Origin of the sequence: Pontibacterium sinense (assembly GCF_015209595.1) — a bacterium.
GTDB lineage: Bacteria > Pseudomonadota > Gammaproteobacteria > Pseudomonadales > Balneatricaceae > Pontibacterium > Pontibacterium sinense.
Genome location: NZ_JADEYS010000018.1, coordinates 78,881 through 103,481, shown reverse-complemented (window position 1 = coordinate 103,481; position 24,601 = coordinate 78,881). Strand labels below are relative to the sequence as shown.

The 24,601-nt window shown below is 50.3% G+C and carries 24 protein-coding genes and 1 pseudogene; 10 read left to right on the top strand and 15 right to left on the bottom strand.

Annotation, left to right across the window (positions count from 1 at the left end):
- A pseudogene (locus IOQ59_RS16350) lies at positions 1-515 on the bottom strand (isocitrate lyase); the annotation flags it as partial.
- Between the two features lie 198 nt (positions 516-713).
- Here IOQ59_RS16350 and IOQ59_RS16345 point away from each other — a divergent pair.
- The gene (locus tag IOQ59_RS16345; RefSeq protein WP_193954527.1) at positions 714-1,673 is read left to right on the top strand and encodes a LysR family transcriptional regulator; all 960 of its coding nucleotides are present in this window, start codon (positions 714-716) and stop codon (positions 1,671-1,673) included.
- Positions 1,674-1,702: 29 nt separating this feature from the next.
- On the opposite strand, the gene IOQ59_RS16340 is transcribed toward IOQ59_RS16345, so the two are convergent.
- The 8 genes from IOQ59_RS16340 to IOQ59_RS16305 all read right to left on the bottom strand — a co-directional run bounded on the left by IOQ59_RS16340 (position 1,703) and on the right by IOQ59_RS16305 (position 8,676).
- Positions 1,703-2,866, bottom strand: coding sequence for a ribosomal protein uL16 3-hydroxylase (locus tag IOQ59_RS16340; protein WP_193954526.1), 1,164 nt, complete (start codon positions 2,864-2,866; stop codon positions 1,703-1,705).
- Entirely contained in the window at positions 2,866-3,135 is a 270-nt protein-coding gene (locus IOQ59_RS16335; protein ID WP_193954525.1) for a hypothetical protein, read from the bottom strand. The genes IOQ59_RS16340 and IOQ59_RS16335 overlap by 1 nt, the downstream gene beginning before the upstream one ends.
- Positions 3,136-3,167: 32 nt before the next feature.
- Positions 3,168-3,890, bottom strand: coding sequence for a tRNA (cytosine(32)/uridine(32)-2'-O)-methyltransferase TrmJ (gene trmJ, locus IOQ59_RS16330; protein WP_193954524.1), 723 nt, complete (start codon positions 3,888-3,890; stop codon positions 3,168-3,170).
- Between the two features lie 7 nt (positions 3,891-3,897).
- Positions 3,898-4,740: an alpha/beta fold hydrolase gene (locus IOQ59_RS16325; RefSeq protein WP_193954523.1), complete on the bottom strand. Its 843-nt coding sequence runs from the start codon at positions 4,738-4,740 to the stop codon at positions 3,898-3,900.
- A 79-nt stretch (positions 4,741-4,819) separates the two neighbouring features.
- On the bottom strand, positions 4,820-6,184 hold the full coding sequence (gene purB / locus IOQ59_RS16320) for an adenylosuccinate lyase (RefSeq protein ID WP_193954531.1): 1,365 nt from the start codon (positions 6,182-6,184) through the stop codon (positions 4,820-4,822).
- A gap of 230 nt (positions 6,185-6,414) precedes the next feature.
- Positions 6,415-7,086, bottom strand: coding sequence for a high frequency lysogenization protein HflD (gene hflD, locus IOQ59_RS16315; RefSeq protein ID WP_193954522.1), 672 nt, complete (start codon positions 7,084-7,086; stop codon positions 6,415-6,417).
- Positions 7,086-8,207: a tRNA 2-thiouridine(34) synthase MnmA gene (gene mnmA / locus IOQ59_RS16310; protein ID WP_193954521.1), complete on the bottom strand. Its 1,122-nt coding sequence runs from the start codon at positions 8,205-8,207 to the stop codon at positions 7,086-7,088. The genes hflD and mnmA overlap by 1 nt, the downstream gene beginning before the upstream one ends.
- Positions 8,208-8,226: 19 nt before the next feature.
- Positions 8,227-8,676 (bottom strand): NUDIX hydrolase, encoded by a 450-nt coding sequence (locus IOQ59_RS16305; RefSeq protein WP_193954520.1) that lies wholly within the window; start codon positions 8,674-8,676, stop codon positions 8,227-8,229.
- 115 nt (positions 8,677-8,791) lie between these two features.
- On the opposite strand from IOQ59_RS16305, the gene moaE reads away from it, so the two are divergent.
- Complete coding sequence (gene moaE / locus IOQ59_RS16300) at positions 8,792-9,250, top strand: molybdopterin synthase catalytic subunit MoaE (protein ID WP_193954519.1); 459 nt, start codon at positions 8,792-8,794, stop codon at positions 9,248-9,250.
- Positions 9,251-9,264: 14 nt separating this feature from the next.
- Here the strand turns inward: moaE and IOQ59_RS16295 are convergent, their stop codons facing one another.
- Positions 9,265-9,888 (bottom strand): pseudouridine synthase, encoded by a 624-nt coding sequence (locus IOQ59_RS16295; RefSeq protein WP_193954518.1) that lies wholly within the window; start codon positions 9,886-9,888, stop codon positions 9,265-9,267.
- A 151-nt stretch (positions 9,889-10,039) separates the two neighbouring features.
- Between IOQ59_RS16295 and icd the strand changes: the two genes are divergently transcribed.
- Positions 10,040-11,293, top strand: a complete 1,254-nt coding sequence (icd, locus tag IOQ59_RS16290; RefSeq protein ID WP_193954517.1) for an NADP-dependent isocitrate dehydrogenase — start codon at positions 10,040-10,042, stop codon at positions 11,291-11,293.
- A gap of 203 nt (positions 11,294-11,496) precedes the next feature.
- Here the strand turns inward: icd and cspD are convergent, their stop codons facing one another.
- Positions 11,497-11,706 (bottom strand): cold shock domain-containing protein CspD, encoded by a 210-nt coding sequence (cspD, locus tag IOQ59_RS16285; protein WP_193954516.1) that lies wholly within the window; start codon positions 11,704-11,706, stop codon positions 11,497-11,499.
- Positions 11,707-11,949: 243 nt separating this feature from the next.
- Between cspD and clpS the strand changes: the two genes are divergently transcribed.
- Both clpS and clpA read left to right on the top strand, forming a co-directional pair.
- A complete protein-coding gene (clpS, locus tag IOQ59_RS16280) occupies positions 11,950-12,312 on the top strand; it encodes an ATP-dependent Clp protease adapter ClpS (RefSeq protein ID WP_193954515.1) in 363 nt (120 codons plus the stop codon).
- 9 nt (positions 12,313-12,321) lie between these two features.
- A complete protein-coding gene (gene clpA, locus IOQ59_RS16275) occupies positions 12,322-14,577 on the top strand; it encodes an ATP-dependent Clp protease ATP-binding subunit ClpA (protein ID WP_193954514.1) in 2,256 nt (751 codons plus the stop codon).
- A 33-nt stretch (positions 14,578-14,610) separates the two neighbouring features.
- On the opposite strand, the gene infA is transcribed toward clpA, so the two are convergent.
- From infA to trxB, 4 genes are all read right to left on the bottom strand, one after another.
- Positions 14,611-14,829 (bottom strand): translation initiation factor IF-1, encoded by a 219-nt coding sequence (gene infA, locus IOQ59_RS16270; RefSeq protein ID WP_193954513.1) that lies wholly within the window; start codon positions 14,827-14,829, stop codon positions 14,611-14,613.
- Between the two features lie 121 nt (positions 14,830-14,950).
- Positions 14,951-15,661, bottom strand: coding sequence for an arginyltransferase (locus tag IOQ59_RS16265; RefSeq protein ID WP_193954512.1), 711 nt, complete (start codon positions 15,659-15,661; stop codon positions 14,951-14,953).
- On the bottom strand, positions 15,658-16,374 hold the full coding sequence (gene aat, locus IOQ59_RS16260; protein WP_193954511.1) for a leucyl/phenylalanyl-tRNA--protein transferase: 717 nt from the start codon (positions 16,372-16,374) through the stop codon (positions 15,658-15,660). Before aat ends, IOQ59_RS16265 begins: the two co-directional genes overlap by 4 nt.
- 38 nt (positions 16,375-16,412) lie before the next feature.
- Complete coding sequence (gene trxB, locus IOQ59_RS16255; RefSeq protein ID WP_193954510.1) at positions 16,413-17,369, bottom strand: thioredoxin-disulfide reductase; 957 nt, start codon at positions 17,367-17,369, stop codon at positions 16,413-16,415.
- 707 nt (positions 17,370-18,076) lie between these two features.
- On the opposite strand from trxB, the gene IOQ59_RS16250 reads away from it, so the two are divergent.
- The 5 genes from IOQ59_RS16250 to serS are packed head-to-tail and all read left to right on the top strand — an operon-like array spanning position 18,077 to position 24,505.
- Complete coding sequence (locus IOQ59_RS16250; protein WP_193954509.1) at positions 18,077-20,848, top strand: DNA translocase FtsK; 2,772 nt, start codon at positions 18,077-18,079, stop codon at positions 20,846-20,848.
- 2 nt (positions 20,849-20,850) lie between these two features.
- Positions 20,851-21,492, top strand: coding sequence for an outer membrane lipoprotein periplasmic chaperone LolA (gene lolA / locus IOQ59_RS16245; protein WP_228050961.1), 642 nt, complete (start codon positions 20,851-20,853; stop codon positions 21,490-21,492).
- Positions 21,492-22,835, top strand: a complete 1,344-nt coding sequence (locus tag IOQ59_RS16240) for a replication-associated recombination protein A (RefSeq protein WP_193954507.1) — start codon at positions 21,492-21,494, stop codon at positions 22,833-22,835. The genes lolA and IOQ59_RS16240 overlap by 1 nt, the downstream gene beginning before the upstream one ends.
- A 4-nt stretch (positions 22,836-22,839) precedes the next feature.
- Positions 22,840-23,211: a fluoride efflux transporter CrcB gene (gene crcB / locus IOQ59_RS16235; RefSeq protein ID WP_193954506.1), complete on the top strand. Its 372-nt coding sequence runs from the start codon at positions 22,840-22,842 to the stop codon at positions 23,209-23,211.
- Between the two features lie 19 nt (positions 23,212-23,230).
- Positions 23,231-24,505 carry a serine--tRNA ligase gene (gene serS, locus IOQ59_RS16230; protein WP_193954505.1) on the top strand — a complete coding sequence of 425 codons (1,275 nt, stop codon included), beginning with the start codon at positions 23,231-23,233 and terminating at the stop codon, positions 24,503-24,505.
- Positions 24,506-24,601: the final 96 nt, after the last annotated feature.

Here is a 24,601-nt window from a genome sequence, read left to right as displayed (position 1 = left end):
TCGATCTGGCTCTGGATGTCAGCTTCTTTAGCTGCATCGCCCGCTTCGCGTGCTTTGTCCAGTTCACGGAACAGGCCACCCAGTTCACGTGCATCAGCCTGACGCAGGAAGGTGTACAGCTCAGCTACCAGAGAAGCTACAGAGGTTTTCTCGTGCATGGACTGATCTGGCAGAGGGCCGAAGTCAGAGCGCAGTGCAGCAACCATCCAGCCGGACAGGTACAGGTAACGACGTTCAGTAGAACCGAAGTGTTTTTTGATAGAGATCAGCTTCTGCTGACCTACAAAACCGTGCCAGCAGCCCAGAGACTGGGTGTACTTGGTTTTGTCTTTGTCGAACTCAGCCATGTCACGACGCATGATGCCAGCAGTGTACTTAGCGATGTCCAGGCCAGTTTTGAATTTATTCTGAGCACGCATGCGGGCAGCAGATTCTGGGTTGATGGCATCCCAAGGGCTACCGGCATTCGCTTTCAGAGAGGAGATGCTGTCGATATCTTTGTTTAATGTAGACATGGTTAATCCTTCATTATTAGGGGGCAGCCTATGTTGTGGCCGCTCAATTCGGGAACGAGATCAATACTAGAGTGCTCTGCGGCATAAATGAAATAAATGGCGGTTATCTTGGGTATCATTTTTGTGAATATGATATATTCGTTTAATGTTTCCAAACAGTTACGTGGCTGTGGCAGTCTGTGTGCGAGAGGGTGATTTATGAATCTGGAACGGATTGATCTTAATCTGCTGGTGTATCTGGATGTCTTATTAAGGGAGCGCAATGTCACACGATCAGCCAGTGTGCTCGGTATTACGCAGCCGGCTATGAGCAATGGACTGCGCCGATTGCGGGAGACCTTTGATGACCCGTTACTGGTACGCAGCAGCGAAGGTATGATGCCTACCGAGCGTGCACTGGAACTTCAGCCGCTCATTCGGCAGGTGTTGGCGACGATTGAGCAGGCGGTTGAGCCCAATACGGAATTTGATGCGGCGTCCAGTGATCGGGTTTTCAGGATCATGACCAGTGATTACGGGGAATCAACATTGTTACCCCGTTTATTGGAGCGTTTGCGCGATGAAGCACCGGAAGTGGTGCTGGATATCCTGACACCCAGTGACATGAGCTTTCTGGAGGTTGAGCGTGGTCAGGTCGATCTCGTTATAAACCGTTTTGACTCCATGCCGCAGTCGTTTCATCAGGTGACGTTATGGCGTGACAGTTTTTCCTGCCTGTTGAGTTCCGAAAACCCAATTGTGGATCGATTTTCGCTGGATGCTTATTTGCAGGCGAATCATGTTTGGGTGAGTAAAACAGGTATGGGGGCTGGGATGGGGCTAACGCCCAAGGATACCAAGCGTCTTGGTTGGGTGGATGAAGCGCTGCAGCGAATTGGTCGTCAGCGGCACATTACGGTCTTTACCCGGCACTATCAATCGGCCGCACTGCTGGCGCAGCAGAAATCGCTGGTGGTGACGATTCCGACAAAAGCGGCGGTCGCGCAGGAAGGGAATCCCAATCTGGTGATTAAGGAACCGCCTTTTGAAATAGCACCGTTCGAACTCAAGATGGCATGGAGCCCGCTTCTGCAGCACAACAGCGCGCATAAGTGGATACGCCGTTTAATCGTGGAGGTCGCGAAATCGGTGGAAGAGGAGGCTGCCGGAAACGCATAAGTTGCGTTCCGGCACAGGGCGGAGCCGGGTTACTCGCAGTACACTGAACCTTGATTCAGTAACTGAACCAAGAGTTTTAGTGCCTCTTCAGACCAGTCGCCCTGATTGATTACAATGTTCGGGTTCTGGCATAAAGAAGTAGCAAGTGTGCAGGTGGAGCCTTTGCACAGGAAGCTCTCGCCATCTACAAACAGCCGAACCTGGTTTTCAGGGAGCTGAAAGAAAGAGAAGCGGCTGCCTTCATTGCGGCTCAGTAACAGGTCTCCATCTGCGAGTGTTTCCTGTAACTGTTCCAGAGCGATCTCATCTTCTGGGGCTTGATCCAGATCCGGATATTTTGGATCAGTCACAAATTCTCCCAGCCATTTCGATAACTGCGCGTCATCATTCAGGTACTGGTTAAAGATGTCACGTACCTGCTGTAGCGATTCAGCTTCTATCTGCCCAGGATTATCCTGCAGCTTTAAGTCTGGATCGGTATAGCGAGATTCCGATGTGAGTTTTTCACCCACGAAATCAGTGAAGCTACGCAAAATTTCTGCGTGGGAGGGTGCTCGGAAGCCAACTGAATAAGTCATACAGTCGTCGCTTTCGCTGACGCCGTTGTGGCCAACCTGAGGTGGGATGTACAGCATGTCACCCGGTTCCAGTACCCAGGTATTTTCTGCTTCCCAGTCTGGGATGATCATCACGGGCATGTCGGGACGACGTGGAGAGTTCTGATCAAAGAACCCACCCACTTCCCAGCGACGTTTACCCTGTGTCTGAATCAGGAATACGTCGTAGTTATCGTAGTGAGGCCCGACCCCGCCTCCTTGGCTGGCGAAGCTCACCATCAGATCGTCATAACGCCAGTTGGGAATAAAGCGGAACTGTTCAACGATCTCATTGGCTTCAGGTACCCAGTGGTCAACGGCCTGAACCAGTAAGGTCCAGTTGTCTTCAGGCAATGCGGCAAAGGTGTCTTCGTTGAAGGGACCGTGTTTCAGTTCCCATTGGCCTTCTTCTGGACCTTGAATGACCAAACGTGCTTCGACGTCTTCTTCGCACGCCAGTCCAGCCAGTTCGTCTGCACCGACAGGTGCTTCCAGGTCAGGAAAGGCGTTGCGAATTAGTAGCGGTTTTTTCTGCCAGTATTCTTGCAGAAAGGTTTCGACTGAGATGTCGCCAAAAGGGGAGGGCTGCTCTGTCATTAGCCAATAAACCCAGCAAGACGTTCTACGGATTCTTCTAACTCACCCATAACCTTACGCATATCGCGCGCAGAAAGTGCTGCCATGCGGTTGTTACCTGCCAGGCGTACGCATTTCTGGATGCTGGCCATGCATTCGTTAATGCCAGCTGCATCATATTCCAGGCGGCGTGACTGATCGTGTGCGGCCTGAATGCCTCCACGCAGGGAGTCCATATGTTCGCGCAGCTGGTCGGTTTGTTCTAATAATGTGGCGAGATCTTGATGCATAGCGATTTCCAAAAAAGAATTGTGTGAGTCGGTTACGACTTCTCGTTATCAAGTGATTCCTCGACCGAGGTCAGGATACCACGCAGCATATTCAATTCCGTTTTCTCAGGGCGTGACCGGTTAAAATAACGGTGCAGCTTCTCCAGTACCTTTCCCTGATGTTGAGGAATAATGAACTTCGTGCGATTCAGGACCCGTTCGAGGTGGTCATAGAATAACCCCATCTCTTTGTGCAGAGGATATTCCTGCTGCGGATACTGCGTGTCATCGCGATTGGATTCCATCCATAATTCGTAGCACATGACCTGAACCGCCTGTGAAATATTCATCACCGGGTATTCGGGGTTGGATGGAATAAACACATGGTAGTTGCACTGTTGCAGTTCGCTGTTGTGCAGTCCCATGGTTTCGCGACCGAAAACGATGGCCACCTTGCCTTGCTGTGATTCGGTTGTGGCCTTGGCGGCGCAGGCACGAGCGTCCAGTTGTGGCAAGTTAAACGTACGATTGCGGGCGCTGGTGCCAATGACAAGCTGGCAGTCGCTGATCGCTTCTTCCAGCGAGCTAACGATCGTTGCGTTGTCGAGCAGGTCTTTGGCGCCTGCTGCGCGTGAGACTGCTTCGTCGTTCGGGTAATCGTTGGGTTCCACCAGCCAGAGGTCTGTCAGGCCCATGTTTTTCATCGCGCGCGCTGCAGCGCCCACGTTACCGGGGTGGAATGTGTTGATGAGTACAATACGGATGTTATCGAGCATAGTTAGATCAGGCTTCACTCAAGCGTGTTACAAAACGGCGCAGATCATAGACAAATCGCTCGCGATGCCAAAGCTGAGGCGAGTGATCTGAATTTTCATAGATATGCAGCTCGGAGTCATTGATCTGGGTCGCAACCCAGTTCGCTAGTGTCTGAGAATAAAACTGGCTTTCGTCGCCGTAGATCAGCAGCGCAGGCACATTGATGGCGGAGACAATGTCACGATAATCTTGTGCAGTCAGAGATTGCCAGCATGCTGTTAGCATCGGCCCCGGCAGTTTCTGCAAGTATTCACGCATCTGCTGGAAGCCACGGGAGTTGCGTTCGAAGTTTTCCCGAGAGCGCACGTTGTTGCCAAAAGCGACCAATTCTAAAACGCCTTCGGCGAAGTTTTCAGATAGACGTTGAATTAGCTGCTGGTTTTTATCAGCGGGGAAGTTGCTATAAATGCCATGCTCCCAGCTATCATCAGTGACGAGCTTAGGGGACTGGTCGACAATGCACACACCGCCCAGACGCTCGGTGCCAAACTGGCGAATATATTCCCAAGTTGTCAGCGCTCCCATTGAGTGCCCGACCAATACCACATCCTGCAGATCGTATTTATCGATGAGCAGTTGTAGGTCTTGAGCCATGGTGCTGATATGGGTGTCGCAGTCTTCTCCGTACTGGTGGTCGCCGTGGCCGCGGGCATCCCAGCAAAACACCTGAAACTCGTCAGCGAGTTCGGATGCAAAAGGGAGCCATTCGCGCGCGTTGGCCGTCCAGCCGTGCAAGAAAATCAGTGGTCGGCCGTGACCGATGCTGATGTAGCGAATTGAGGTGCCGTCCGATGCAGTCAGTTTTTCCATGTGCAGTGTCTTTTAAAAATCAGAATTAGAGTCAGAAAAAACGGGGCACCAGGCCCCGTTTTTTAGATCAGTAAAGCGCTTAGATCGCTTTTGCTTGATCGATTGCGTTGCCGATGTAGTTCTGCGGAGTCAGTGCTTTCAGGCTGTCTTTTGCTTCCTGAGGCATGTCCAGCGTATCGATAAACGCCTGAATGGTTTCTTTGTTCATTTCCTGGCCGCGGGTCAGAGCTTTCAGCTTTTCGTATGGCTCTTCGATACCGTGGCGACGCATTACCGTCTGGATTGGCTCAGCCAGAACTTCCCAGGAACCTTCCAGATCAGCATCCAGAACAACCGGGTTGATCTGCAGCTTGCTAATACCTTTCAGCGTGGACTGGTAAGCGATCATGCTGTAGCCGAAACCTACACCCATGTTACGCAGAACAGTGGAGTCAGTCAGGTCACGCTGCCAGCGAGAGATTGGCAACTTAGCCGCCAGGTGCTGCATGATTGCGTTTGCAATGCCCAGGTTGCCTTCGGAGTTTTCGAAGTCAATCGGGTTAACTTTATGCGGCATTGTAGAGGAGCCAACTTCACCTGCGATGGTTTTCTGCTTGAAGTAACCCTGGCAGATGTAACCCCATACGTCGCGATCAAAGTCGATCAGGATCGTGTTGAAGCGGCAAACCGCATCAAACAGCTCAGCGATGTAATCGTGTGGTTCGATCTGAGTTGTGTATGGGTTAAAGGTCAGGCCCAGGCTTTCAACAAATTCCTGTGCGTTTACAACCCAGTCAACGTCTGCGTATGCAGAGATGTGTGCGTTGTAGTTACCTACAGCGCCGTTGATTTTACCCAGAATTTCATTGTTCTGAAGCTGTTTGATCTGACGCTGCAAACGGTATGAAACGTTTGCCATCTCTTTACCAACAGTGGTTGGTGATGCAGTCTGACCGTGGGTGCGGGACAGCATTGGCTCAGCCGCGTGCTCACGACCCAGAGCAGCAATCTCATCGTTAACCTGTTGCATCATAGGCAGGACAACGTCCATACCTTCTTTCAGCATCAGTGCGTGAGACAGGTTGTTGATGTCTTCAGATGTGCATGCAAAGTGAACGAATTCGCTGATCGCCGCCAGTTCAGCATTGTCTGCGATACGCTCTTTGATCAGGTATTCAACCGCTTTAACGTCGTGGTTGGTTGTACGCTCGATCTCTTTAACGCGTTCAGCTTCGGTTTGACCAAAGTTGTCGACCAGAGCATTCAGCACAGCGTTAGCTTCATCGCTCAGTGCTGGCACTTCGGTGATCTGCGGGTGTGCAGCCAGTTTCTGCAGCCAGCGGACTTCAACAGTCACGCGTGCTTTGATCAGGCCAAATTCACTGAATACAGGGCGCAGGTCAGCAGTTTTGCTACCGTAGCGGCCGTCAACCGGGGATACAGCTGTAAGGGCGGAAAGCTCCATGGAATAGATCTCTTCGTTCACTAGTAAAATCAAGGGCGGCATTATACCGAAAAAACCGCTCGCGCTATAGAGAGCTGGCGAATAAGTCCCAGACTTTCTTTTAGGCCAATTGGTCAGCACGATATGCGGGAGAGTCTGGTAGCCTTAAAACGTACAGCTTTTGCTACCAGACTATTGGAAGTTTGTTCCAGCCCATCTGCGTAGGTGGGAGGAACAAGTTCGCGGGTTGTTTAAGGGTGTGGCTGGATCTTCTTCAATGAAGGCCGCATACGGGACTTAAAGAAGAACAGATGCCAGCGTTTGCCGCCGACCTGTCGCCACAACATGGCAGATCGAATGCCTGCAAGTAGCAGTCCGCGGATTTTTGCCGCGTTTTCTGCGTTTTGCAGATGGCGGGGATCGCCTCCAACCTGGATGCGGAAGCTAAAGGTGCTGATAGTTTCCTGATAGAGGCTTGCGAGGTTGGCGATGACGCTAGGATGGCAAAACGTCGATGGTGTTAGCATCGGGTCTTCATTTTCCGGGCTGAAGTAGCGCGCTTGTTCGCGAATCTGATCCAATCGGGAGCCCACGGACTGCATCATCTCTTTGTCGCTGCAAAGCTTGCGCTCCAGATGCATCATGCTTAAAGCATAACGGACAATGTCTTTGTTGTGTTCTGAACGCTTCTTTTCAACCAGATCCTGCAAGTTTCGTAGGCCTAGCTGAAGATTGAATGGCAGCTCTTGCGCGCCACCGTAAATCTCTTCTGTTGAGCTGGGGTTAGTCACGAAGGTGCTATACAGCGATGTTTCGAGGCTGTTTTGAGGGACCATTCCACGGGTCGCAATCTGCTCTACAAGTGCGGCAGCCTGAAAAAGGCCGGCCAGAGCGATAGCTTGTTCATCGTGCTTGCGCGACATCAGGCCAGTTCCTCCGAATGATTATTTTTTCCCATATTCTCTATAACACCGCCGCCGAGGCAAATATCACCATCGTAGAATACGACAGATTGTCCCGGTGTAATGGCCCGTTGAGGCTCGTCGAACGAAACATAGTATTCGCCTTTTTCGTTCAGAGACAGTGTGCAGCCCTGATCATCCTGACGATAACGGATTTTTGCTCTGAGTGTCATTGGCAGCTGAGGTACTTCGCCACTGATCCAGAAAATATCAGAGGCCGTCAGCCAGTCAGTGTAGAGCAGATCGTGCTGCTTACCTTGTACAGCGATCAGGACATTTCGAGTTAGATCCTTTTCAGCAACGAACCAAGGTGCTTCAGGGTAATTTTTTAGCCCTCCGATATGCAGGCCCTGGCGTTGACCTATCGTGTAGTACATCAGCCCGGAGTGATCGCCAATCACCTCGCCGTCAGGTGTTTCTATCTTGCCTGGCTGGGCGGGTAAGTATTGCTGCAAAAAATCCTTAAAGCGACGTTCACCGATAAAGCAGATTCCGGTGCTGTCCTTCTTATTGTGGGTGATGAGGTCATGCTCTTCCGCCAAACGGCGTACTTCAGGTTTCTCTAATTCACCAACAGGGAATAGGGTTTGTTTAAGCTCTTCGGTGCCTACCTGATGCAGGAAATAGCTCTGATCCTTGTTTGCATCAAGACCTTTTAACAGAGCTGCTTTACCGTTAACTTCACCACGGCGCGTGTAATGGCCAGTAGCAATCAGCTCTGCCCCCAGGGCTTTTGCGTATTCCAGGAATGCTTTGAACTTGATCTCACGATTGCACAAGATATCTGGGTTGGGCGTACGGCCAGCCTTATATTCTTCCAGAAAGTGCTCAAATACATTGTCCCAGTACTCTGCGGCAAAATTTGCTTTGTGCAGGTGGATGCCTAACCTATCACATACCGCCTGTGCATCGGCCAGATCATCTTTCGCCGTACAGTATTCTGTGCCGTCATCTTCATCCCAGTTTTTCATAAACAGGCCTTCGACCTGATAGCCTTGCTGCATCAATAGCAGGGCAGAGACTGAGGAATCAACGCCGCCGGACATGCCGACGATTACTTTGGTGTTTGCGGTGTCTGTCATTGAGAGAGCGTTCTGCTTGTTAATCCAGATGTTCAAATACAAAATCTAACGGGTAGTTCTTGCCCGACAGATAATCATCAATACAACGCAGTACCGTTGGGCTGCGCAGGCGGTCTTTGTTCGCTTCGAGTTCTTCGCGCGTCATCCATAGTGTGCGGATGATGCCGTCGTCCAGAGGGCTGTCCGGGTAATGCTGTACTGCGTCAGCGGCGAAGCAAAGGCGGTGATACGTGATTTTACTGTTCGGGGACTTGTAAGCATACATCCCAACCACGTACTTTAATTCTACTTTCCAGGCTGACTCTTCCATTGTCTCGCGCAGAGCTGCCTCGGCAAACAGCTCGTTTTCTTCCAGATGACCGGCGGGTTGGTTAAGAACGACTTGCCCGCTGGATACCTCTTCGATCATCAGAAAACGGCCGTCACGCTCTACAACAGTGGCAACAGTTGCGTGGGGCGTCCAACACATAGCGTTTCCTTTGGCATCTTACAAAAGCGCAAACGATAACATTAATGTTATTATTTTTCTTGTATGCGCGGTAATAAGTCCTTCAGCGTTCACGTAATTTATCAGAGGTATACGGATGTCCGGTACATATATAAAGGTTCAGACCGACGATTTTAATATTGGCCAGTTATCAGAGCAGGTACGGGCTGATGATGCGACCAGCGGTGCGATTGTGACCTTTACCGGGATAGTAAGGGAGATGGAGGTTGTTGATGACCATCTCAAGGCGCTTTATCTGGAGCATTATCCGGGAATGACAGAGAAAGCTTTGCTGTCGATTGCTGATCAGGCGCGCGAGCGCTGGGAGTTGGGCAATATTGTTATCGTTCACCGTGTGGGCGAGCTGGCGCTGAACGAGAACATTGTGTTTGTCGGTGTTGGCAGTGCTCATCGCGACAATGCATTTCTCGCATCACGTTTCATCATGGATTACCTGAAACGCGATGCGCCATTCTGGAAAAAAGAGATCACCGGTGAAGGTGAGCAATGGGTCGAGCAGAAAAAGACAGATCTGGATGCGGCGGAAGACTGGTAAACATCCGCTAATTCTTACCGTGTGGAGCGCCTGCGTGGATTGGATCTTCCGGCAGGCTTTCCAGTGCGGGGGCGTGTATTTTTTTTTGGCGCAGGTAAGTTTATTTGCTCGCTGCGATAGGTGCCCAGTTCAATTCCATTCAGCGTCCAATTGCCAATGGCGTAACGAATTAGCCTCAGTGTTGGAAATCCCACTGCAGCAGTCATGCGGCGTACCTGCCGATTGCGCCCCTCTGTAATCTTTATCTCTACCCAACTGGTTGGCTGATTTCGACGTTCCCTGATCGGTGGGTGTCGTGGCCAGATGTCAGGTTCTTTTATGCATTGGGCTTTGGCAGGGCGTGTCATCCCGTCTTTGAGTTCCACACCTAGGCGAAGCTTCAGTAGTGCATCTTCATCTATCTCACCTTCAACCTGCACCCAGTAGGTCTTTTCCATCTTGAATTTTGGATGGGCAAGTTGGTGTTGAACATTGCCGTCATCAGTCAGCAAAAGTAAGCCTTCAGAGTCGTAATCAAGACGCCCTGCAGCGTATACGCCTTTCTCTTTCACGTAGTTTGCGAGGGTGTCGCGACCTTCGCTGTCCGTGAATTGGGAAAGTACATGAAAAGGCTTGTTAAAAAGAAGAACGTTAGACATCTATGCTTCTTATATAAGGGAAAGGGTCGGGCGCCAACGGCGCGTTCTGGCTGTGCTATATATTACACGCTGCACGGGATAATTCTAAGAACGCAATTGAGTCTGCGTGAGGTGTTGCGGGCGTAGGCTACTACAGGTAATGGAGATAGTTATGGGATACCAGAATATTCAGGTTCCGGAAGGACAGAAGATCACGGTGAATGACGATTTCTCGCTTAACGTACCTAGCAATCCAATCATTCCCTACATCGAAGGTGATGGTATAGGGATGGATGTCTCACCGGTTATGATCAATGTGGTGGATGCTGCCGTTAAAAAAGCGTATGGCGGGCAGCGCGTTATATCCTGGATGGAAGTTTATGCCGGCGAGAAGGCCACGGAAGTATATGATCAGGACACTTGGTTGCCGGAGGAGACGCTGGCCGCATTTAAAGACTTCAAGGTTGGTATCAAAGGGCCGCTGACAACTCCTGTAGGTGGTGGTATTCGTTCGCTAAATGTAGCGCTACGTCAGGAGCTGGATCTCTATGTGTGTCAACGTCCGGTGCGGTGGTTTGAAGGTGTTCCCAGTCCGGTTGTGAAGCCGGGTGATGTGGATATGGTGATCTATCGCGAGAACTCCGAAGATATCTATGCCGGTGTGGAGTGGAAGGCAGGAACACCAGAAGCAGATAAGGTGATTCGCTTTCTTAAGGAAGAGATGGGCGTCACCAAGATACGCTTTGACCAGATGTGTGGCATCGGTGTGAAGCCTGTATCGGAGCAGGGTACTAAGCGCTTGGTGCGACAGGCATTGCAGTATTGTGTCGATAACGATCGGGAATCTCTGACGTTGGTACACAAAGGAAACATCATGAAATTTACTGAGGGCGCCTTCAAGGAATGGGGGTATGAGCTGGCACGAGACGAATTTGGTGCGCAGATAGTTGGTTCAGGTCCGTGGATGTCGTTTAAGAATCCAAATACAGGGCGCGACATTGTTGTAAAAGATGTTATTGCAGATGCGATGTTGCAGCAGATCTTGCTACGACCAGAAGAATACGATGTTGTCGCAACGCTTAATCTCAACGGCGATTACCTGTCCGATGCGTTGGCTGCTGAGGTGGGTGGAATTGGTATTGCGCCCGGTGCTAACTTGTCTGATGGCGTGGCCATTTTCGAGGCAACGCACGGTACTGCGCCTAAGTATGCCGGGCAGGATAAGGTGAATCCGGGGTCGGTGATTTTATCGGCAGAGATGATGCTGCGACATCTGGGTTGGCTTGAGGCCGCTGATCTTATTATTAAGGGTATGGACGGCGCGATTGCCGCAAAAACTGTGACCTATGATTTTGAGCGTTTAATGGATGATGCCACATTGCTTTCAAGCTCAGAATTTGGCGATGCAATTATCGCTAATATGTGATGCCTATGGCGCTGAGCAGGTTGCTTGCTCCAGAAACTAAAAAACCAGCCGCTGGGCTGGTTTTTCTGCTTCGATCTATTATCGCTTGAATCTAAGTTGGCTATGAATCTAATCTAAACATTGATGAATCTGCCCCGATTACACTCCACCCATCGATGAATACAGCTTTATAATAGTTATATGTGCAGCTAACACTTCTTGCCTTAGGTCGATATCGGTTTGATATTTACAGCGTGAAGACCTTTAGGGCCTGGAGCTGTGTCGAACTCGACTGTTTGACCAGCCTTGAGGCTTTTGTAGCCGTCGCTTTGAATGGCTGAGTAGTGAGCAAAGAGATCCTCGTTATGCTCCTCGGAGAGGATAAAACCATAACCTTTGGCGTTATTGAACCACTTTACTTTCCCTGTCTGCATGGAAAGACTCCTAATATCCTGATCCAGTGAAGATGAAGAATGCTAATGCAACCCTCAACTGCAGCCCTCGGTGCTGTTAGTATATAGATTAAGGGGACTGCAAATTCCTTTACGTCTTCGCAGGGACACCAGATACTCATCACTCCTGCTGCGGACAATTATAGCATGCAGAACTCGGTCGTGTGGATAGGCGTGCAATAAATGTTCAATAGTTAATTGATTTACCCTAAAAGACAGATTTTCATGGAAACTAAAAAGACACTGAAAACCATTCGTCTTGCGAATGAGCCTTCCGAAGGCGAAGACTATCCCGAACACGGGTTGGTGACAGAAGAAGCGAAGCCCGAGCTTAAGCGGCCTTCGATGTACCGTGTGGTGCTGATGAATGACGACTATACGCCGATGGACTTTGTGATCGAGGTGCTGATGGCGATCTTTAACATGAATGAAGAAAAGGCAACGCAGGTGATGTTAGCGGTGCATACACAAGGAAAAGGTGTCTGTGGCGTCTATACTCGTGATGTAGCCGAAACTAAAGCTGCGATGGTGAATCAATATGCAAGGGACAATAAACATCCTTTGCTGTGTGAAATTGAAAGTGTATAGGGGGCCGCTATGCTGAACCGAGAGCTAGAAGACACGCTCAGTGCAGCCTTTAAAGCCGCTAAAGAGAAGCGTCACGAGTTTATGACGGTCGAGCACTTGTTGCTCGCGTTACTTGATAACCATGCAGCAACGGATGTGCTGAACGCATGTGGTGCGGATCTGGATAAGCTTCGCCAAACATTGGTCGATTTTATCGACGAAACAACGCCCCTGTTACCTGACGATATTCCGAACATCGAAACGCAGCCAACGCTTGGTTTTCAGCGTGTGTTGCAACGAGCGGTGTTCCATGTGCAGTCATCCGGCAAAAGTGAAGTTACGGGTGCCAACGTGCTGGTTGCGATCTTCAGTGAGCAGGAGAGTCAGGCCGTTTTCGTTCTGCAGCAGCAGGGTGTAGAGCGTATTGATGCGGTGAACTTTATATCGCATGGTATTTCTCGTGTATCTGATCATCAGCACGATGTCGGTGAGACACCGGTTGAGGGTGAGGCCAAGGAAGATTCTGATAAAAGTCCATTGGCGAAGTACGCGGTTAATCTCAATGTAGAGGCCTCTCAAGGACGTATTGATCCGTTGGTTGGTCGTGATTCTGAAGTTGAGCGCGTCGTGCAGATTTTGTCGCGCCGCAGGAAAAATAATCCGTTGCTGGTCGGTGAGGCGGGTGTGGGTAAAACCGCTATCGCTGAAGGTTTGGCAAAACGGATTGTAGAACAGCAGGTACCGGAAATTATCGAAGATTCAGTGGTGTATTCTCTGGATCTGGGCGCATTGTTGGCCGGCACTAAATATCGTGGTGATTTTGAGAAGCGCCTGAAGGCATTGTTGAGTGAAATTCGTCGTCAGGAACATGCCATTCTGTTTATCGATGAGATTCATACCATTATTGGCGCTGGTGCTGCATCGGGCGGTTCAATGGATGCATCCAATCTCCTGAAACCGTTGCTAAGTTCCGGTGCGATCCGGTGCATTGGTTCGACGACGTTCCAGGAATTCCGTGGCATCTTCGAAAAAGATCGTGCGTTGGCGCGTCGATTCCAGAAAGTCGATATTCTTGAGCCAACGGTTGAAGATACGTATCAGATCTTGAAAGGGCTTAGTGGTCGTTTCGAAGAGCATCATGATATCGAATACGATGATGAAGCGTTGCGCGCAGCCTCTGAGCTGGCTGATCGATATATAAACGATAAGCACATGCCTGATAAAGCGATTGATGTCATTGATGAGGCTGGTGCATATCAAAGACTTCTGCCGCCCGAGCTGCGTAAAAAGCAGATCACTGTAGAAGACGTTGAGGCGGTGGTAGCCAAAATCGCACGGATTCCGCCTAAGAGTGTATCCGCGTCCGACAAAGATCTGCTGTCTAAGCTCGATTCAAACCTGAAAATGGTTGTGTTGGGGCAGAATGAGGCAATTGATACGCTGGCTTCAGCGATTAAGTTGTCCCGTGCAGGTCTGAAAGAGCCGAATAAGCCTGTTGGTAGCTTTCTGTTCTCTGGTCCTACTGGTGTTGGTAAGACCGAAGTCACTAATCAGTTGGCCCGTTTGATGGGTATTGAGCTGGTGCGTTTTGACATGTCTGAGTACATGGAGCGTCACACGGTATCCCGATTGATCGGTGCGCCTCCAGGGTATGTTGGTTATGACCAGGGTGGTTTGCTGACGGAAGCGATTACCAAGTCGCCGCATTGTGTTCTGTTGCTGGATGAGATTGAGAAGGCGCATCCGGAAGTCTTCAACTTGTTATTGCAGGTGATGGATAACGGGACGTTGACTGATAACAACGGCCGCAAAGCAGATTTCCGCAATGTTATTATGGTAATGACAACGAATGCGGGTGCTGAGCAGATGGCGCGTAACTCGATTGGTTTTGCTCATCAGGATCACTCTACCGATGGTATGGAAGCGATTCGTAAGCTGTTCACTCCAGAGTTCCGTAACCGTTTGGATGGCATTATTCAGTTCAAGGCACTGGGTACGGATATCATCAAAGGTGTGGTTGATAAGTTCTTAACTGAGCTTCAGGTGCAGCTGGATGAGAAACATGTGGTGTTGCATATGGATGATGCTGCGCGTAGCTGGTTTGCTACCAACGGATACGATGAACAGATGGGTGCGCGTCCGATGAAGCGAATGATTCAGGAAAAGCTGAAGAAACCGCTTGCTGAAATGATTCTATTCGGAGAGCTTGCCGAAGACGGCGGTGATGTTGTGATTACTGTTGATGATGAGGGCAATCTGAGAGTGGAGGTGATGGAGGCAGCCTAATGGCTGCCCCCATAAGTCCGGTCGGGCGATAAATTAACGCGCGCGGTAGACGATACGTCCTTTGCTCAGGTCGTAAGGTGTCAACTCGACCTTTACTTTATCGCCAGTCAGGATGCGGATGTAGTTTTTACGCATCTTACCGGAGATGTGCGCTGTAACAACGTGACCGTTTTCCAACTCAACACGGAACATAGTGTTGGGAAGCGTGTCGATCACGGTGCCGTCCATTTCAATGCTATCTTCTTTAGCCATTCAGTAGCTACCTCTTGAGGCCTTGCAGATCCAAACCCGATTTTTTAAGCGCAGTATTGTGCCTGAAATGTTCAGGCATATCAAAGAGATTAACGAAAAAGGGCGGGGAAAATTGTTTCAGTTAGGTGATGGACACCCAGTGTCCGTCGAGTAGTAATTCAATTGGTCGGAACATGATCTTGTAGTTCATCTTCCGGCACTCTCTTACCCAGTATCCCAGATAGACATATTGCAGGCGGCGGCGCTTTGCTTCGGCGATTTGCCAGAGTATGCAAAACGTACCAAGACTGCGTTTTTCTTCGTCCGGATCGTAGAACGTGTAGATAGGAGAGAGTCCTTGCTCTAGCTCGTCACAAACGGCAATAGCCAATAGCTTGTTATCGCTGTCACGAAACTCGAAAAAGATTGTTCCCTGTGCGCCATCAACCAGAAATGAAGTGAACTGGTCGATGCTTGGGGGGTACATGTCGCCATCTTTGTGGCGCAGATTGATATAGCGGGCGTACAGGTCGTAGTATTCTTGTGTGAATTGTGGGTCTAGTGCGCGAAAGGTCAGGTCTTTGTTCTTAGCCAATACGCGTTTTTGGCTTTTGCTGGCGGCAAACATGTCGGTGGGTATGCGTACAGATATGCAAGCCTGGCATTCTTTGCAGTGGGGGCGGTAGATATGCCCTCCGCTCCGCCTGAATCCTAGATCGGATAATTGACTGTAGGTATCTTTGGTGATGACCGCATGCGGGTCCACAAACAGGGTTTTTGCCTGTCGGTCTTTCAGATAACTACAATCATGTTCAGGCGTTGCGTAAAAATGCAAAGTCTTCAGGTTTGTCATCTGGGAGTCTCCCCGAAACTCAGTCTCTCAGGATTGAACACCCAGTCATGACCGGATGTCTGATCCAGATACTTGTTCAGGTAGCGTTTAAACTCTGCTCTTGGAATCTCTTTTGCTCCAAGACTTTTCAGGTGATTGTTGCTTACCTGACAGTCGATTAAAGCATAGCCCCAGTTTTGCAGTTGTTCGACCATGAGAACGAATGCAATTTTAGATGCGTCCGTCTCGCGGCTAAACATTGACTCTCCGAAGAACATTTTGCCCATCGCCAGACCATACAGTCCACCGACGAGACGCCCATCTATCCGCAGTTCTACTGAGTGGGCAATGCCTTGCCTATGAAGGTCGCAATATGCACCCTTCATCGCACGGGTAATCCAAGTACCATCACCATTAGCGCGAGGCTCGGCGCAAGCGTCGACGACAGCTTCGAAGTCGGTGTCAAAGCTGACATCGTAATCCTGCTTGCGTATCCGTTTGCGTAAGCTGCGAGATACGTGCAGCTGTTCAGGGAATAGGACGCAGCGAGGATCTGGACTCCACCACAGGATAGGCTCACCTTGGTTGTACCAAGGGAAAATGCCCTGACGGTATGCTTCCTTGAGTCGTGCCGGGCTAAGGTCTCCCCCAGCAGCGAGTAGGCCGTTGGGTTCCTTTAGTGCGGTATGTATAGCAGGAAAGCTATTGGATTCGTTGTCTAACCAAGCGATCATAAGACAGCGGAAAAGCGGGCGCGAGCGCCCGCATTTCCTTATTTCTCCAGATCGTCCAGGAAGCGTTCAGCATCCAGAGCAGCCATGCAGCCAAATCCTGCGGAGGTAATTGCCTGACGATAGATGTGGTCGCATACATCGCCAGCCGCGAATACGCCTTTTACAGATGTCTGAGTTGCGTTGCCTTCAGTGCCGCTGTGGATTTTGATGTAGCCGTCTTTCATATCCAGCTGGCCTTCGAAGATGTCGGTATTCGGTTTGTGGCCGATAGCGACAAACACGCCAGACAGCTCCAGATCCTGAGTAGCATCGCCGTTGCTTTCTTTGATGCGCATGCCGGTTACGCCCATCTCGTCACCCAGAACTTCGTCAAGCTGGTGGTTCCAGATGATGTTGATGTTGCCGTTTTCTGCACGTTCGAACAGTTTGTCCTGCAGAATTTTTTCACAGCGCAAAGAATCGCGGCGGTGAATCAGTGTGACTTCAGCTGCGATGTTAGACAGGTAAAGCGCTTCTTCAACCGCGGTGTTACCGCCGCCAATAACCGCAACTTTCTGGCCGCGGTAGAAGAAACCATCACAGGTCGCACACGCGGATACGCCTTTGCCTTTGAATGCTTCTTCAGAATCCAGACCCAGATATTGTGCAGACGCGCCAGTAGAAATGATCAGGGAGTCGCATGTGTACTCACCCATATCGCCTTTCAGGCGGAAAGGGCGGTTGCTCAGATCAGTTTCGTTGATGTGGTCGAACAGAACCTGTGTGTTGAAACGTTCAGCGTGAGCCTGCATGCGTTGCATGAGTTCAGGGCCTTGTACGCCATCAACGTCTCCAGGCCAGTTATCAACGTCAGTTGTGGTAGTCAACTGGCCGCCGGCCTGCATGCCGGTGATAACAATAGGGTTCAGGTTGGCACGGGCAGCGTATACCGCAGCAGTGTAACCGGCTGGACCGGAGCCCAGAATAATCAGACGGTGATGTTGTACTTCGCTCATGGTCATCCAAAATTCATACAGGTAGGGGTATGGCGAAAGGATAGGGGCGAAAAGTAAATTTTCAAGGTTAAGTGCCAAATTTATTTTGCAGTTGCTGCATTGGAGAGAATAGACGCATTGGGTTTGTGTAAATAAATTGATCAGTCCAGGTGATGAATCTGGTTGTTGAATCAATGTGGGTATCCTGAGCTCCGCGTGACATAAGTGGTTCGGAATCTGAGAGCATTGGATGGTTTGTTACGTGAGGTGATCTGACAAAACGTTATGCGTGTTTCATCGTTCGAAAGGGAGTAGTCATGCATCCATGAGCATAAGGCGTCTTATGGCGCTCATCTTCTAGGGTATTGGTCGGTCGGGGTTGGCAAATTATTTGGGGGGAGGCAGTGTGTTACGGGGTGACTGATAAAGCTTTTTGCTGGTTCGTGATCAGCACTGTGTTAATGCGATGACATCCTATCTTGTGTTTATGTACGGGCCGTTTGTGGTTGTTTGGCCGGGTGTTTTCTATCATTGATAGAATTTAGTGGCCGCGGGTTGTCGTATCATGTCGTCTAAGTGAAATTTGGAATTAACGAGTGGGGCAACAATTGGCGAATCGTTACAGGCGGTTTGATGAGTGACATGATTCCCGTAACTCACCCACTTTATGATATGGTTCCGATTGTTTTTGAAAGGTGTTGTAAGAGCTTGAAAGTGGAGAATTTCTGTTGAATTTAACCGACAAGGATCAGCTGCTTGAATTCCCGTCATTGCTGGCGCGCGTATTTAAAGAATCAGGGCTGATCATCATCATCGGTGTGAACCTGTTTTTGTTTCTGGCATTGCTGGGATATGACCCTCGTGATCCTGGTTGGTCCCACTTAGGCTACCAACCAGACGTGCGAAACTATACCGGGCAGGTTGGGGCATGGCTGGCTGACTTTACGTTATCTGGTGTGGGGATCGCTGCATATCTGATTCCGTTACTGATTGTCTTGCCCGCTGTCCGCTTTTTGTTGCGTCGAGACGTTGGGCTGATGGATTCCGTCCCCTATTTTATTCTGCGCTCTATTGGCGGCTTGCTTGTGCTGGCGGGAGCCGCAGCGCTGGCGTCGACCCATTTTGATAACCAAACGATGCAGCTACCGTTTTCAGCAGGAGGCTTGCTGGGAGAGGCCTTGTCTGATCAGTTTGTCAGCTTGTTTAGTGTCGTGGGCAGCTCTGTATTGTTGTTCACCTTGCTGTTGTTTGGAAGCACCCTGTTTATCGAGGCATCCTGGGGAAGTTTGCTGGAACTCATTGGCAAAGGTGTTGTAACCGGTGTAGAAAAGATTAAAGAACGCTCTGCTGCTGCGCTGCCACAACGTCATGACGACTCGGAATACGAGGAGGACCAGCACAGGGACGATGTGTCCGATGAATCTTTGCGTTCAGTCGCAACCTTAAGGCCCGAACCGACAATTGATACGGATACATTGCGCAGCACTCAACACGCTGATAGCCATGATAATCCTAGTCATAGTGGGGCGGCGTTATATCCAGAACACAATGAATTCAACGACCCCTTATTAGGCCAGTCCCGATCACCGAGTTTGGTACCTGATTCTGTTGCTGAACCCGCCGTATTACGTCCGGAACCTCAGCGTGAGCCTGCGACAGATGTACGTCAGGAGCCGCAATTCAATGAACCAATGACGAAAACATACAGTACTGACGACGAGGTTCCATTTGAACCCTCTCCAGCGCCAGGTGCCGAGTTTGTTGAAGCATCTAAACATTGCGATCACGAACCGACATCCTCCGACTATGAAGAGGCCCCGGAGGCGAGTTATAACAGCGTGCCGGAGAATAGTTCAGATTCTGGTCTGTTAAATCCTGTGTCGCCTGATGAGCCTAAAGGGCTGCGTATCGTACCTCTGTCAGAAACGCATAAGCCGATGCAGGACAAAGACCTTGGACTTGAGCCTGAGCAGGGGAGTAAACGTCCGACTCGACCTAAAATGCGAATTCCGTCGCTGGATAATCTGGATCCCCCTGTACTAAATCAGTCAGCGGGTTACTCACCCGAACAGCTGGAGATGATGTCCCGTTTGCTTGAGTCCAAGCTGAAAGACTTCAACGTTATCGCTGAAGTGGTTGAAGTGAACCCTGGTCCCGTGATCACCCGCTTTGAAATCCAGCCTGCACCCGGTGTGAAAGCCAGCAAGATTACAAACTTGGCAAAAGACCTTGCGCGCTCGATGGCCGTCAGCAGTGTACGTGTTGTAGAAGTTATTGCTGGTAAATCAGTCATTGGTGTTGAGATACCGAACGAAGAGCGTCAGACAGTGAGTCTGAGTGAGGTGTTGAACTCCAAGCCATACCTTGAGGCCCCGTCGAAACTGACACTGGGTCTGGGTAACGACATCGGTGGTAATCCTGTTGTCGCGAACTTGGCGAAAATGCCTCACCTGCTGGTGGCAGGTACAACCGGTTCAGGTAAGTCCGTGGGCGTGAACGCAATGCTATTGAGCCTGCTGTATAAAGCGACACCGGACGAAGTTCGTTTGATGCTGGTTGACCCGAAAATGCTGGAGTTGTCGATCTACGACGGCATTCCGCATCTGCTGACACCGGTTATTACCGATATGAAGGACGCTGCTGCGGGTCTGCGCTGGTGTGTAGGTGAGATGGAAGAACGTTACCGTCTTATGGCTAAGATGGGCGTGCGTAATATTGCTGGTTTTAACGACAAGATCGAGAAAGCGCGTAAAGAGGGGAATCCTCTGAAAGATCCGCTCTGGAATCCGGAAGAGTATGGTATGCCAGCAGACTCTCCGCCACCGGAATTGAAAACATTGCCTTACATCGTTGTCGTGATTGATGAATTCGCCGACATGATGATGATCGTTGGCAAGAAGGTAGAAGAGTTGATCGCCCGTATTGCACAGAAGGCGCGTGCGGCGGGTATTCATTTGATTTTGGCTACTCAGCGACCATCGGTGGATGTGATCACTGGTCTGATTAAGGCCAACATTCCGACTCGAATTGCCTTTCAGGTATCGTCAAAAATTGATTCCCGAACCATTCTGGACCAAGGCGGCGCAGAGAACCTGTTAGGGTGGGGTGACATGCTGTACCTACCCGCGGGCACCAGTATTCCAAACCGCGTACACGGTGCATTTGTCTCGGATGATGAAGTGCATCGAGCAGTTGAAGCCTGGAAGAAAATTGGTTCACCCGTATTTGTTGAGGAAATTCTGAACGCAGAGAGTACTGATTCAGTCATAACCGGTTCAGGTGGTTTGTTCGATGATGAGCAGGATCCACTTTATGATGAAGCGGTGGCGTTTGTGACCCAAACACGCAAAGCCTCGATCTCAAGTGTGCAGCGTAAGCTGAAGATCGGTTATAACCGTTCTGCACGTATGGTCGAAGCAATGGAAGCGGCTGGTGTTGTGAGTACAGCAGGCAGCAACGGACAGCGTGAAGTACTGGCGCCACCTCCGGTGAAGGATTAATGATGATTAAGTATCTAAAGAAGTTCTGTGTTGCGGCAACGGTGTTGAGTGTTGCTGCGTTTGCTCATGCTGGGCCGTCCGACGAAAAGCTCAAAGGTTTGTTGGACGGATATAACACCTTCAGTGCTGATTTCTCGCAGATCGCTTCTGCAGATCAGGGTGGGCGTGTTCAGGAAAACAGCGGTAGTCTTACAGTTGCTAAACCTAATAAGTTTCGCTGGATCAGTAATGAGCCTTATCCGCAAGAGATCGTGGGTGACGGTACTTATATTTGGGTCTTCGATCCCGATCTGGAGCAGGTGACGCGTAAACCGTCCCAAAACGGTACCAGTAGCGCGCCAGCATTAATCCTGAATGGGCAGATCGATGAGCTGCGCGAACAGTTCAGTATCAGTGGCGGTGGCGCAGCAGACGGTAGCGATCAGCTGTTCGAACTGTTGCCATTATCGGATCAAAATACCTTTAAACGTATCCGCCTATTCTTTGCCGGTGATGTGATCTCTGAGCTGATGCTGGAGGATACGTTGGGTCAGCGCACAACGATTGTATTCGCGAATCAGCAAATCAATCCTGAGATGGATCCTGAGGAGTTTGAGTTTGAACTGCCAGAGGGTGCTGATCTTATTCTGGAAAGCGAACTCTGATGGATGATCTGTTTGGTGCCCCGCAAAAGGTGTACGAGCCTCTGGCCGCGCGAATGCGGCCTGTTCGGTTGCAGGACTATGCAGGGCAATCCCATCTGTTGGCAGAGGGAAAGCCGTTAAGAACCGCGTTGGAGCAAGGAGCAGCTCACTCTATGCTGTTCTGGGGGCCTCCGGGTGTGGGGAAAACGACGCTGGCAAAATTGATTGCACATCATGTCGATGCACACTTTCTGACATTGTCCGCAGTCTTATCCGGGGTGAAGGATATTCGTACTGCTGTGGAGCAGGCGAAACAGATCCAGATGCAGTCTGGCCGTAAAACGATCCTGTTTGTCGATGAAGTACACCGTTTCAACAAGTCTCAACAGGATGCGTTCCTGCCCTACATCGAGGATGGCACCATTATCTTCGTGGGCGCCACCACCGAAAATCCATCATTCGAACTGAATAATGCCTTGCTGTCGCGTGCACGTGTATATCTGCTGCGTAGTTTAGAAATAGCAGAGATTAGAGGATTGATAGACCGGGCGCTGAATGATGAAGAGCACGGTCTGGGTGCACGCAAGCTGATAATCGATGATGATCTGCTGGATAAGTTGGCGATAGCAGCGGACGGTGACGCGCGTCGTGCGCTGAATCTGCTGGAAATCGCATCAGATCTTGCAACAGAATCCGATCACGGTGAAGTTGTAGATGATACCGTGATGGAGGAGGTGTTGCGCTCTACCGGTCGTCGCTATGATAAACAGGGTGATCTGTATTACGACATGATCTCTGCGTTCCACAAGTCCGTGCGTGGGTCATCACCTGATGGTGCGTTGTATTGGTGCTGCCGGATGTTGGATGGAGGCTGTGATCCGCTGTATATCGCACGCCGTCTGGTGGCGATTGCCTCAGAAGATATTGGTAATGCCGACCCACGTGCAATGCAGGTAGTGCTTTCAGCGTGGGACGCGTTTGAGCGGGTGGGCCCTGCTGAAGGTGAGCGTGCTATTGCTCAGGCTGCGGTCTATTGTGCATGTGCGCCAAAGAGCAACGCGCTTTATATGGCCTATAACCAGTGTCGTGCTGATGTAGCATCGCAACCCGGCTATGACGTACCAGAACATCTGCGTAACGCCCCGACCTCGCTGATGAAGGATCTGGGGTACGGTGCCGAGTATCGCTACGCCCATAACGAGCCAGGTGGTTATGCAGCAGGTGAAAACTACTTGCCGCCTGAGTTGGCAGATCAAAACTGGTACATCCCCGAAGACCGGGGTTTGGAAAAGAAAATCGCAGACAAACTGAAGTATTTGCGGACGCTGGATGAGCAAAGTCCGCTGCAAAGATATAAGGATTAGCTCAATGCAGAACATTATCGCGATTGCGGTTGGCGGCGCTTTTGGTGCTTTGGCTCGTTATGGCATGAGTAGTGTGCTGAATAACGCTGAGCACAAAATTCCTTATGGAACGCTCGCCTGCAACGTGATCGGCTCCTTTTTGATGGGAGTTTGTTTTGTGTTGATTATGGAAAAAGCCCGCTTGAACCCCGAGTTCAGACCCCTGTTGATGGTGGGTTTTATGGGAGCCTTCACAACTTTTTCCACCTTTTCGCTGGAAACCGTCGCAATGCTTCACGAAGGGCATGTCATGTATGCGGCGATTTATATATTATTAAGCGTCCTGTTATGTATCGCCGCACTGTCTGGCGGTTTGTGGTTTACACGCTTGTTTTAATAAGGTGCATTAGAGTCCCATGCTTGATCCAAAATACGTACGTTCCAATCCGGAAGAAGTAGCAGAGCTACTGAAGAAAAAGGGATATGAGTTCCCGGTAGACCAGTTTGTTGCGTTGGAAAATCAGCGTAAAGAACTCCAGGTTCAGACCGAGGACCTGCAAAGTGAACGTAACACCCGATCGAAAAGCATCGGTAAAGCAAAAGCTGCCGGTGAAGATATTCAGCCGTTGTTGGCAGAAGTAGCGGATCTGGGAAGTAAACTGGATGCTGCGAAAGCAGAGCTGGCTACTCTGCAGACGAAACTCGAAGATTTGTTGGCAGGCGTACCGAACATCCCTGATGCGTCTGTACCAGAAGGTGCTGATGAAGATGATAACGTTGAAGTCCGCACTTGGGGCACACCACGCGCGTTCGACTTCGAGCCTGTTGATCACGTAGCACTGGGCGAGAAAGCTGGGCAACTGGACTTTGAAACTGCAGCAAAGATTACGGGTTCTCGCTTTTCTCTGCTGAAAGGCAAGTTAGCGCGTCTGCATCGTGCGTTGATCCAGATGATGCTGGATACCCAGACCGAAGAGCACGGCTACAACGAAGTGTACGTGCCTTACATGGTGAACAGCGATTCTTTGCGTGGTACGGGTCAGCTACCTAAATTTGAAGAAGATCTGTTCAAACTGCCGTTTGGTGATCGTCATTACTATCTGATCCCTACAGCAGAAGTCCCTGTGACCAATATGGTCCGTGATGAGATTATTGATGCATCCCAGCTGCCACTGAAGTTTACCAGCCATACGCCGTGTTTCCGCTCTGAAGCGGGCGCCTCTGGTCGTGATACGCGTGGTTTGATTCGTCAGCACCAGTTTGAAAAGGTTGAGATGGTGCAGATGGTTGAGCCGTCTAAATCCTGGGATGCACTGGAAGAGATGACCGGTCATGCAGAAGCGATTTTGCAGAAGCTGAATCTGCCATACCGTGTTGTAGCGTTGTGTGGCGGCGATCTGGGCTTCAGTGCCGTAAAAACTTACGATCTGGAAGTCTGGGTGCCGGGTCAGCAGAAGTATCGTGAGATCTCTTCTGTGTCCAATATGGGCGATTTCCAGGCACGTCGTATGCAGGCTCGCTGGCGTAACCCTGAAACCAATAAGCCAGAACTGTTGCACACACTGAACGGCTCTGGTCTGGCGGTAGGTCGTACCTTGTTGGCGGTCATGGAAAACTACCAGACGGCAGACGGTAAAATTCAGGTTCCTGAAGCATTACAGCCATATATGGGTGGTGTGACCGAGATCTGATCGTATCCGACGATTGATTGAGAAAGGGGCTGTCGATAAATCGATGGCCCCTTTTTTGTGGGTCGTTAGTGACCGTCTTGAAGTACACGGTCATTT

What these genes read in the sequence shown, in the direction of transcription:
- IOQ59_RS16345 (WP_193954527.1), top strand. Translation starts at nt 714, where the DNA reads ATGAATCTGGAACGGATTGATCTTAATCTGCTGGTGTATCTGGATGTC.
- IOQ59_RS16340 (WP_193954526.1), bottom strand. Translation starts at nt 2,866, where the DNA reads ATGACAGAGCAGCCCTCCCCTTTTGGCGACATCTCAGTCGAAACCTTT.
- IOQ59_RS16335 (WP_193954525.1), bottom strand. Translation starts at nt 3,135, where the DNA reads ATGCATCAAGATCTCGCCACATTATTAGAACAAACCGACCAGCTGCGC.
- trmJ (WP_193954524.1), bottom strand. Translation starts at nt 3,890, where the DNA reads ATGCTCGATAACATCCGTATTGTACTCATCAACACATTCCACCCCGGT.
- IOQ59_RS16325 (WP_193954523.1), bottom strand. Translation starts at nt 4,740, where the DNA reads ATGGAAAAACTGACTGCATCGGACGGCACCTCAATTCGCTACATCAGC.
- purB (WP_193954531.1), bottom strand. Translation starts at nt 6,184, where the DNA reads ATGGAGCTTTCCGCCCTTACAGCTGTATCCCCGGTTGACGGCCGCTAC.
- hflD (WP_193954522.1), bottom strand. Translation starts at nt 7,086, where the DNA reads ATGTCGCGCAAGCACGATGAACAAGCTATCGCTCTGGCCGGCCTTTTT.
- mnmA (WP_193954521.1), bottom strand. Translation starts at nt 8,207, where the DNA reads ATGACAGACACCGCAAACACCAAAGTAATCGTCGGCATGTCCGGCGGC.
- IOQ59_RS16305 (WP_193954520.1), bottom strand. Translation starts at nt 8,676, where the DNA reads ATGTGTTGGACGCCCCACGCAACTGTTGCCACTGTTGTAGAGCGTGAC.
- moaE (WP_193954519.1), top strand. Translation starts at nt 8,792, where the DNA reads ATGTCCGGTACATATATAAAGGTTCAGACCGACGATTTTAATATTGGC.
- IOQ59_RS16295 (WP_193954518.1), bottom strand. Translation starts at nt 9,888, where the DNA reads ATGTCTAACGTTCTTCTTTTTAACAAGCCTTTTCATGTACTTTCCCAA.
- icd (WP_193954517.1), top strand. Translation starts at nt 10,040, where the DNA reads ATGGGATACCAGAATATTCAGGTTCCGGAAGGACAGAAGATCACGGTG.
- cspD (WP_193954516.1), bottom strand. Translation starts at nt 11,706, where the DNA reads ATGCAGACAGGGAAAGTAAAGTGGTTCAATAACGCCAAAGGTTATGGT.
- clpS (WP_193954515.1), top strand. Translation starts at nt 11,950, where the DNA reads ATGGAAACTAAAAAGACACTGAAAACCATTCGTCTTGCGAATGAGCCT.
- clpA (WP_193954514.1), top strand. Translation starts at nt 12,322, where the DNA reads ATGCTGAACCGAGAGCTAGAAGACACGCTCAGTGCAGCCTTTAAAGCC.
- infA (WP_193954513.1), bottom strand. Translation starts at nt 14,829, where the DNA reads ATGGCTAAAGAAGATAGCATTGAAATGGACGGCACCGTGATCGACACG.
- IOQ59_RS16265 (WP_193954512.1), bottom strand. Translation starts at nt 15,661, where the DNA reads ATGACAAACCTGAAGACTTTGCATTTTTACGCAACGCCTGAACATGAT.
- aat (WP_193954511.1), bottom strand. Translation starts at nt 16,374, where the DNA reads ATGATCGCTTGGTTAGACAACGAATCCAATAGCTTTCCTGCTATACAT.
- trxB (WP_193954510.1), bottom strand. Translation starts at nt 17,369, where the DNA reads ATGAGCGAAGTACAACATCACCGTCTGATTATTCTGGGCTCCGGTCCA.
- lolA (WP_228050961.1), top strand. Translation starts at nt 20,851, where the DNA reads ATGATTAAGTATCTAAAGAAGTTCTGTGTTGCGGCAACGGTGTTGAGT.
- IOQ59_RS16240 (WP_193954507.1), top strand. Translation starts at nt 21,492, where the DNA reads ATGGATGATCTGTTTGGTGCCCCGCAAAAGGTGTACGAGCCTCTGGCC.
- crcB (WP_193954506.1), top strand. Translation starts at nt 22,840, where the DNA reads ATGCAGAACATTATCGCGATTGCGGTTGGCGGCGCTTTTGGTGCTTTG.
- serS (WP_193954505.1), top strand. Translation starts at nt 23,231, where the DNA reads ATGCTTGATCCAAAATACGTACGTTCCAATCCGGAAGAAGTAGCAGAG.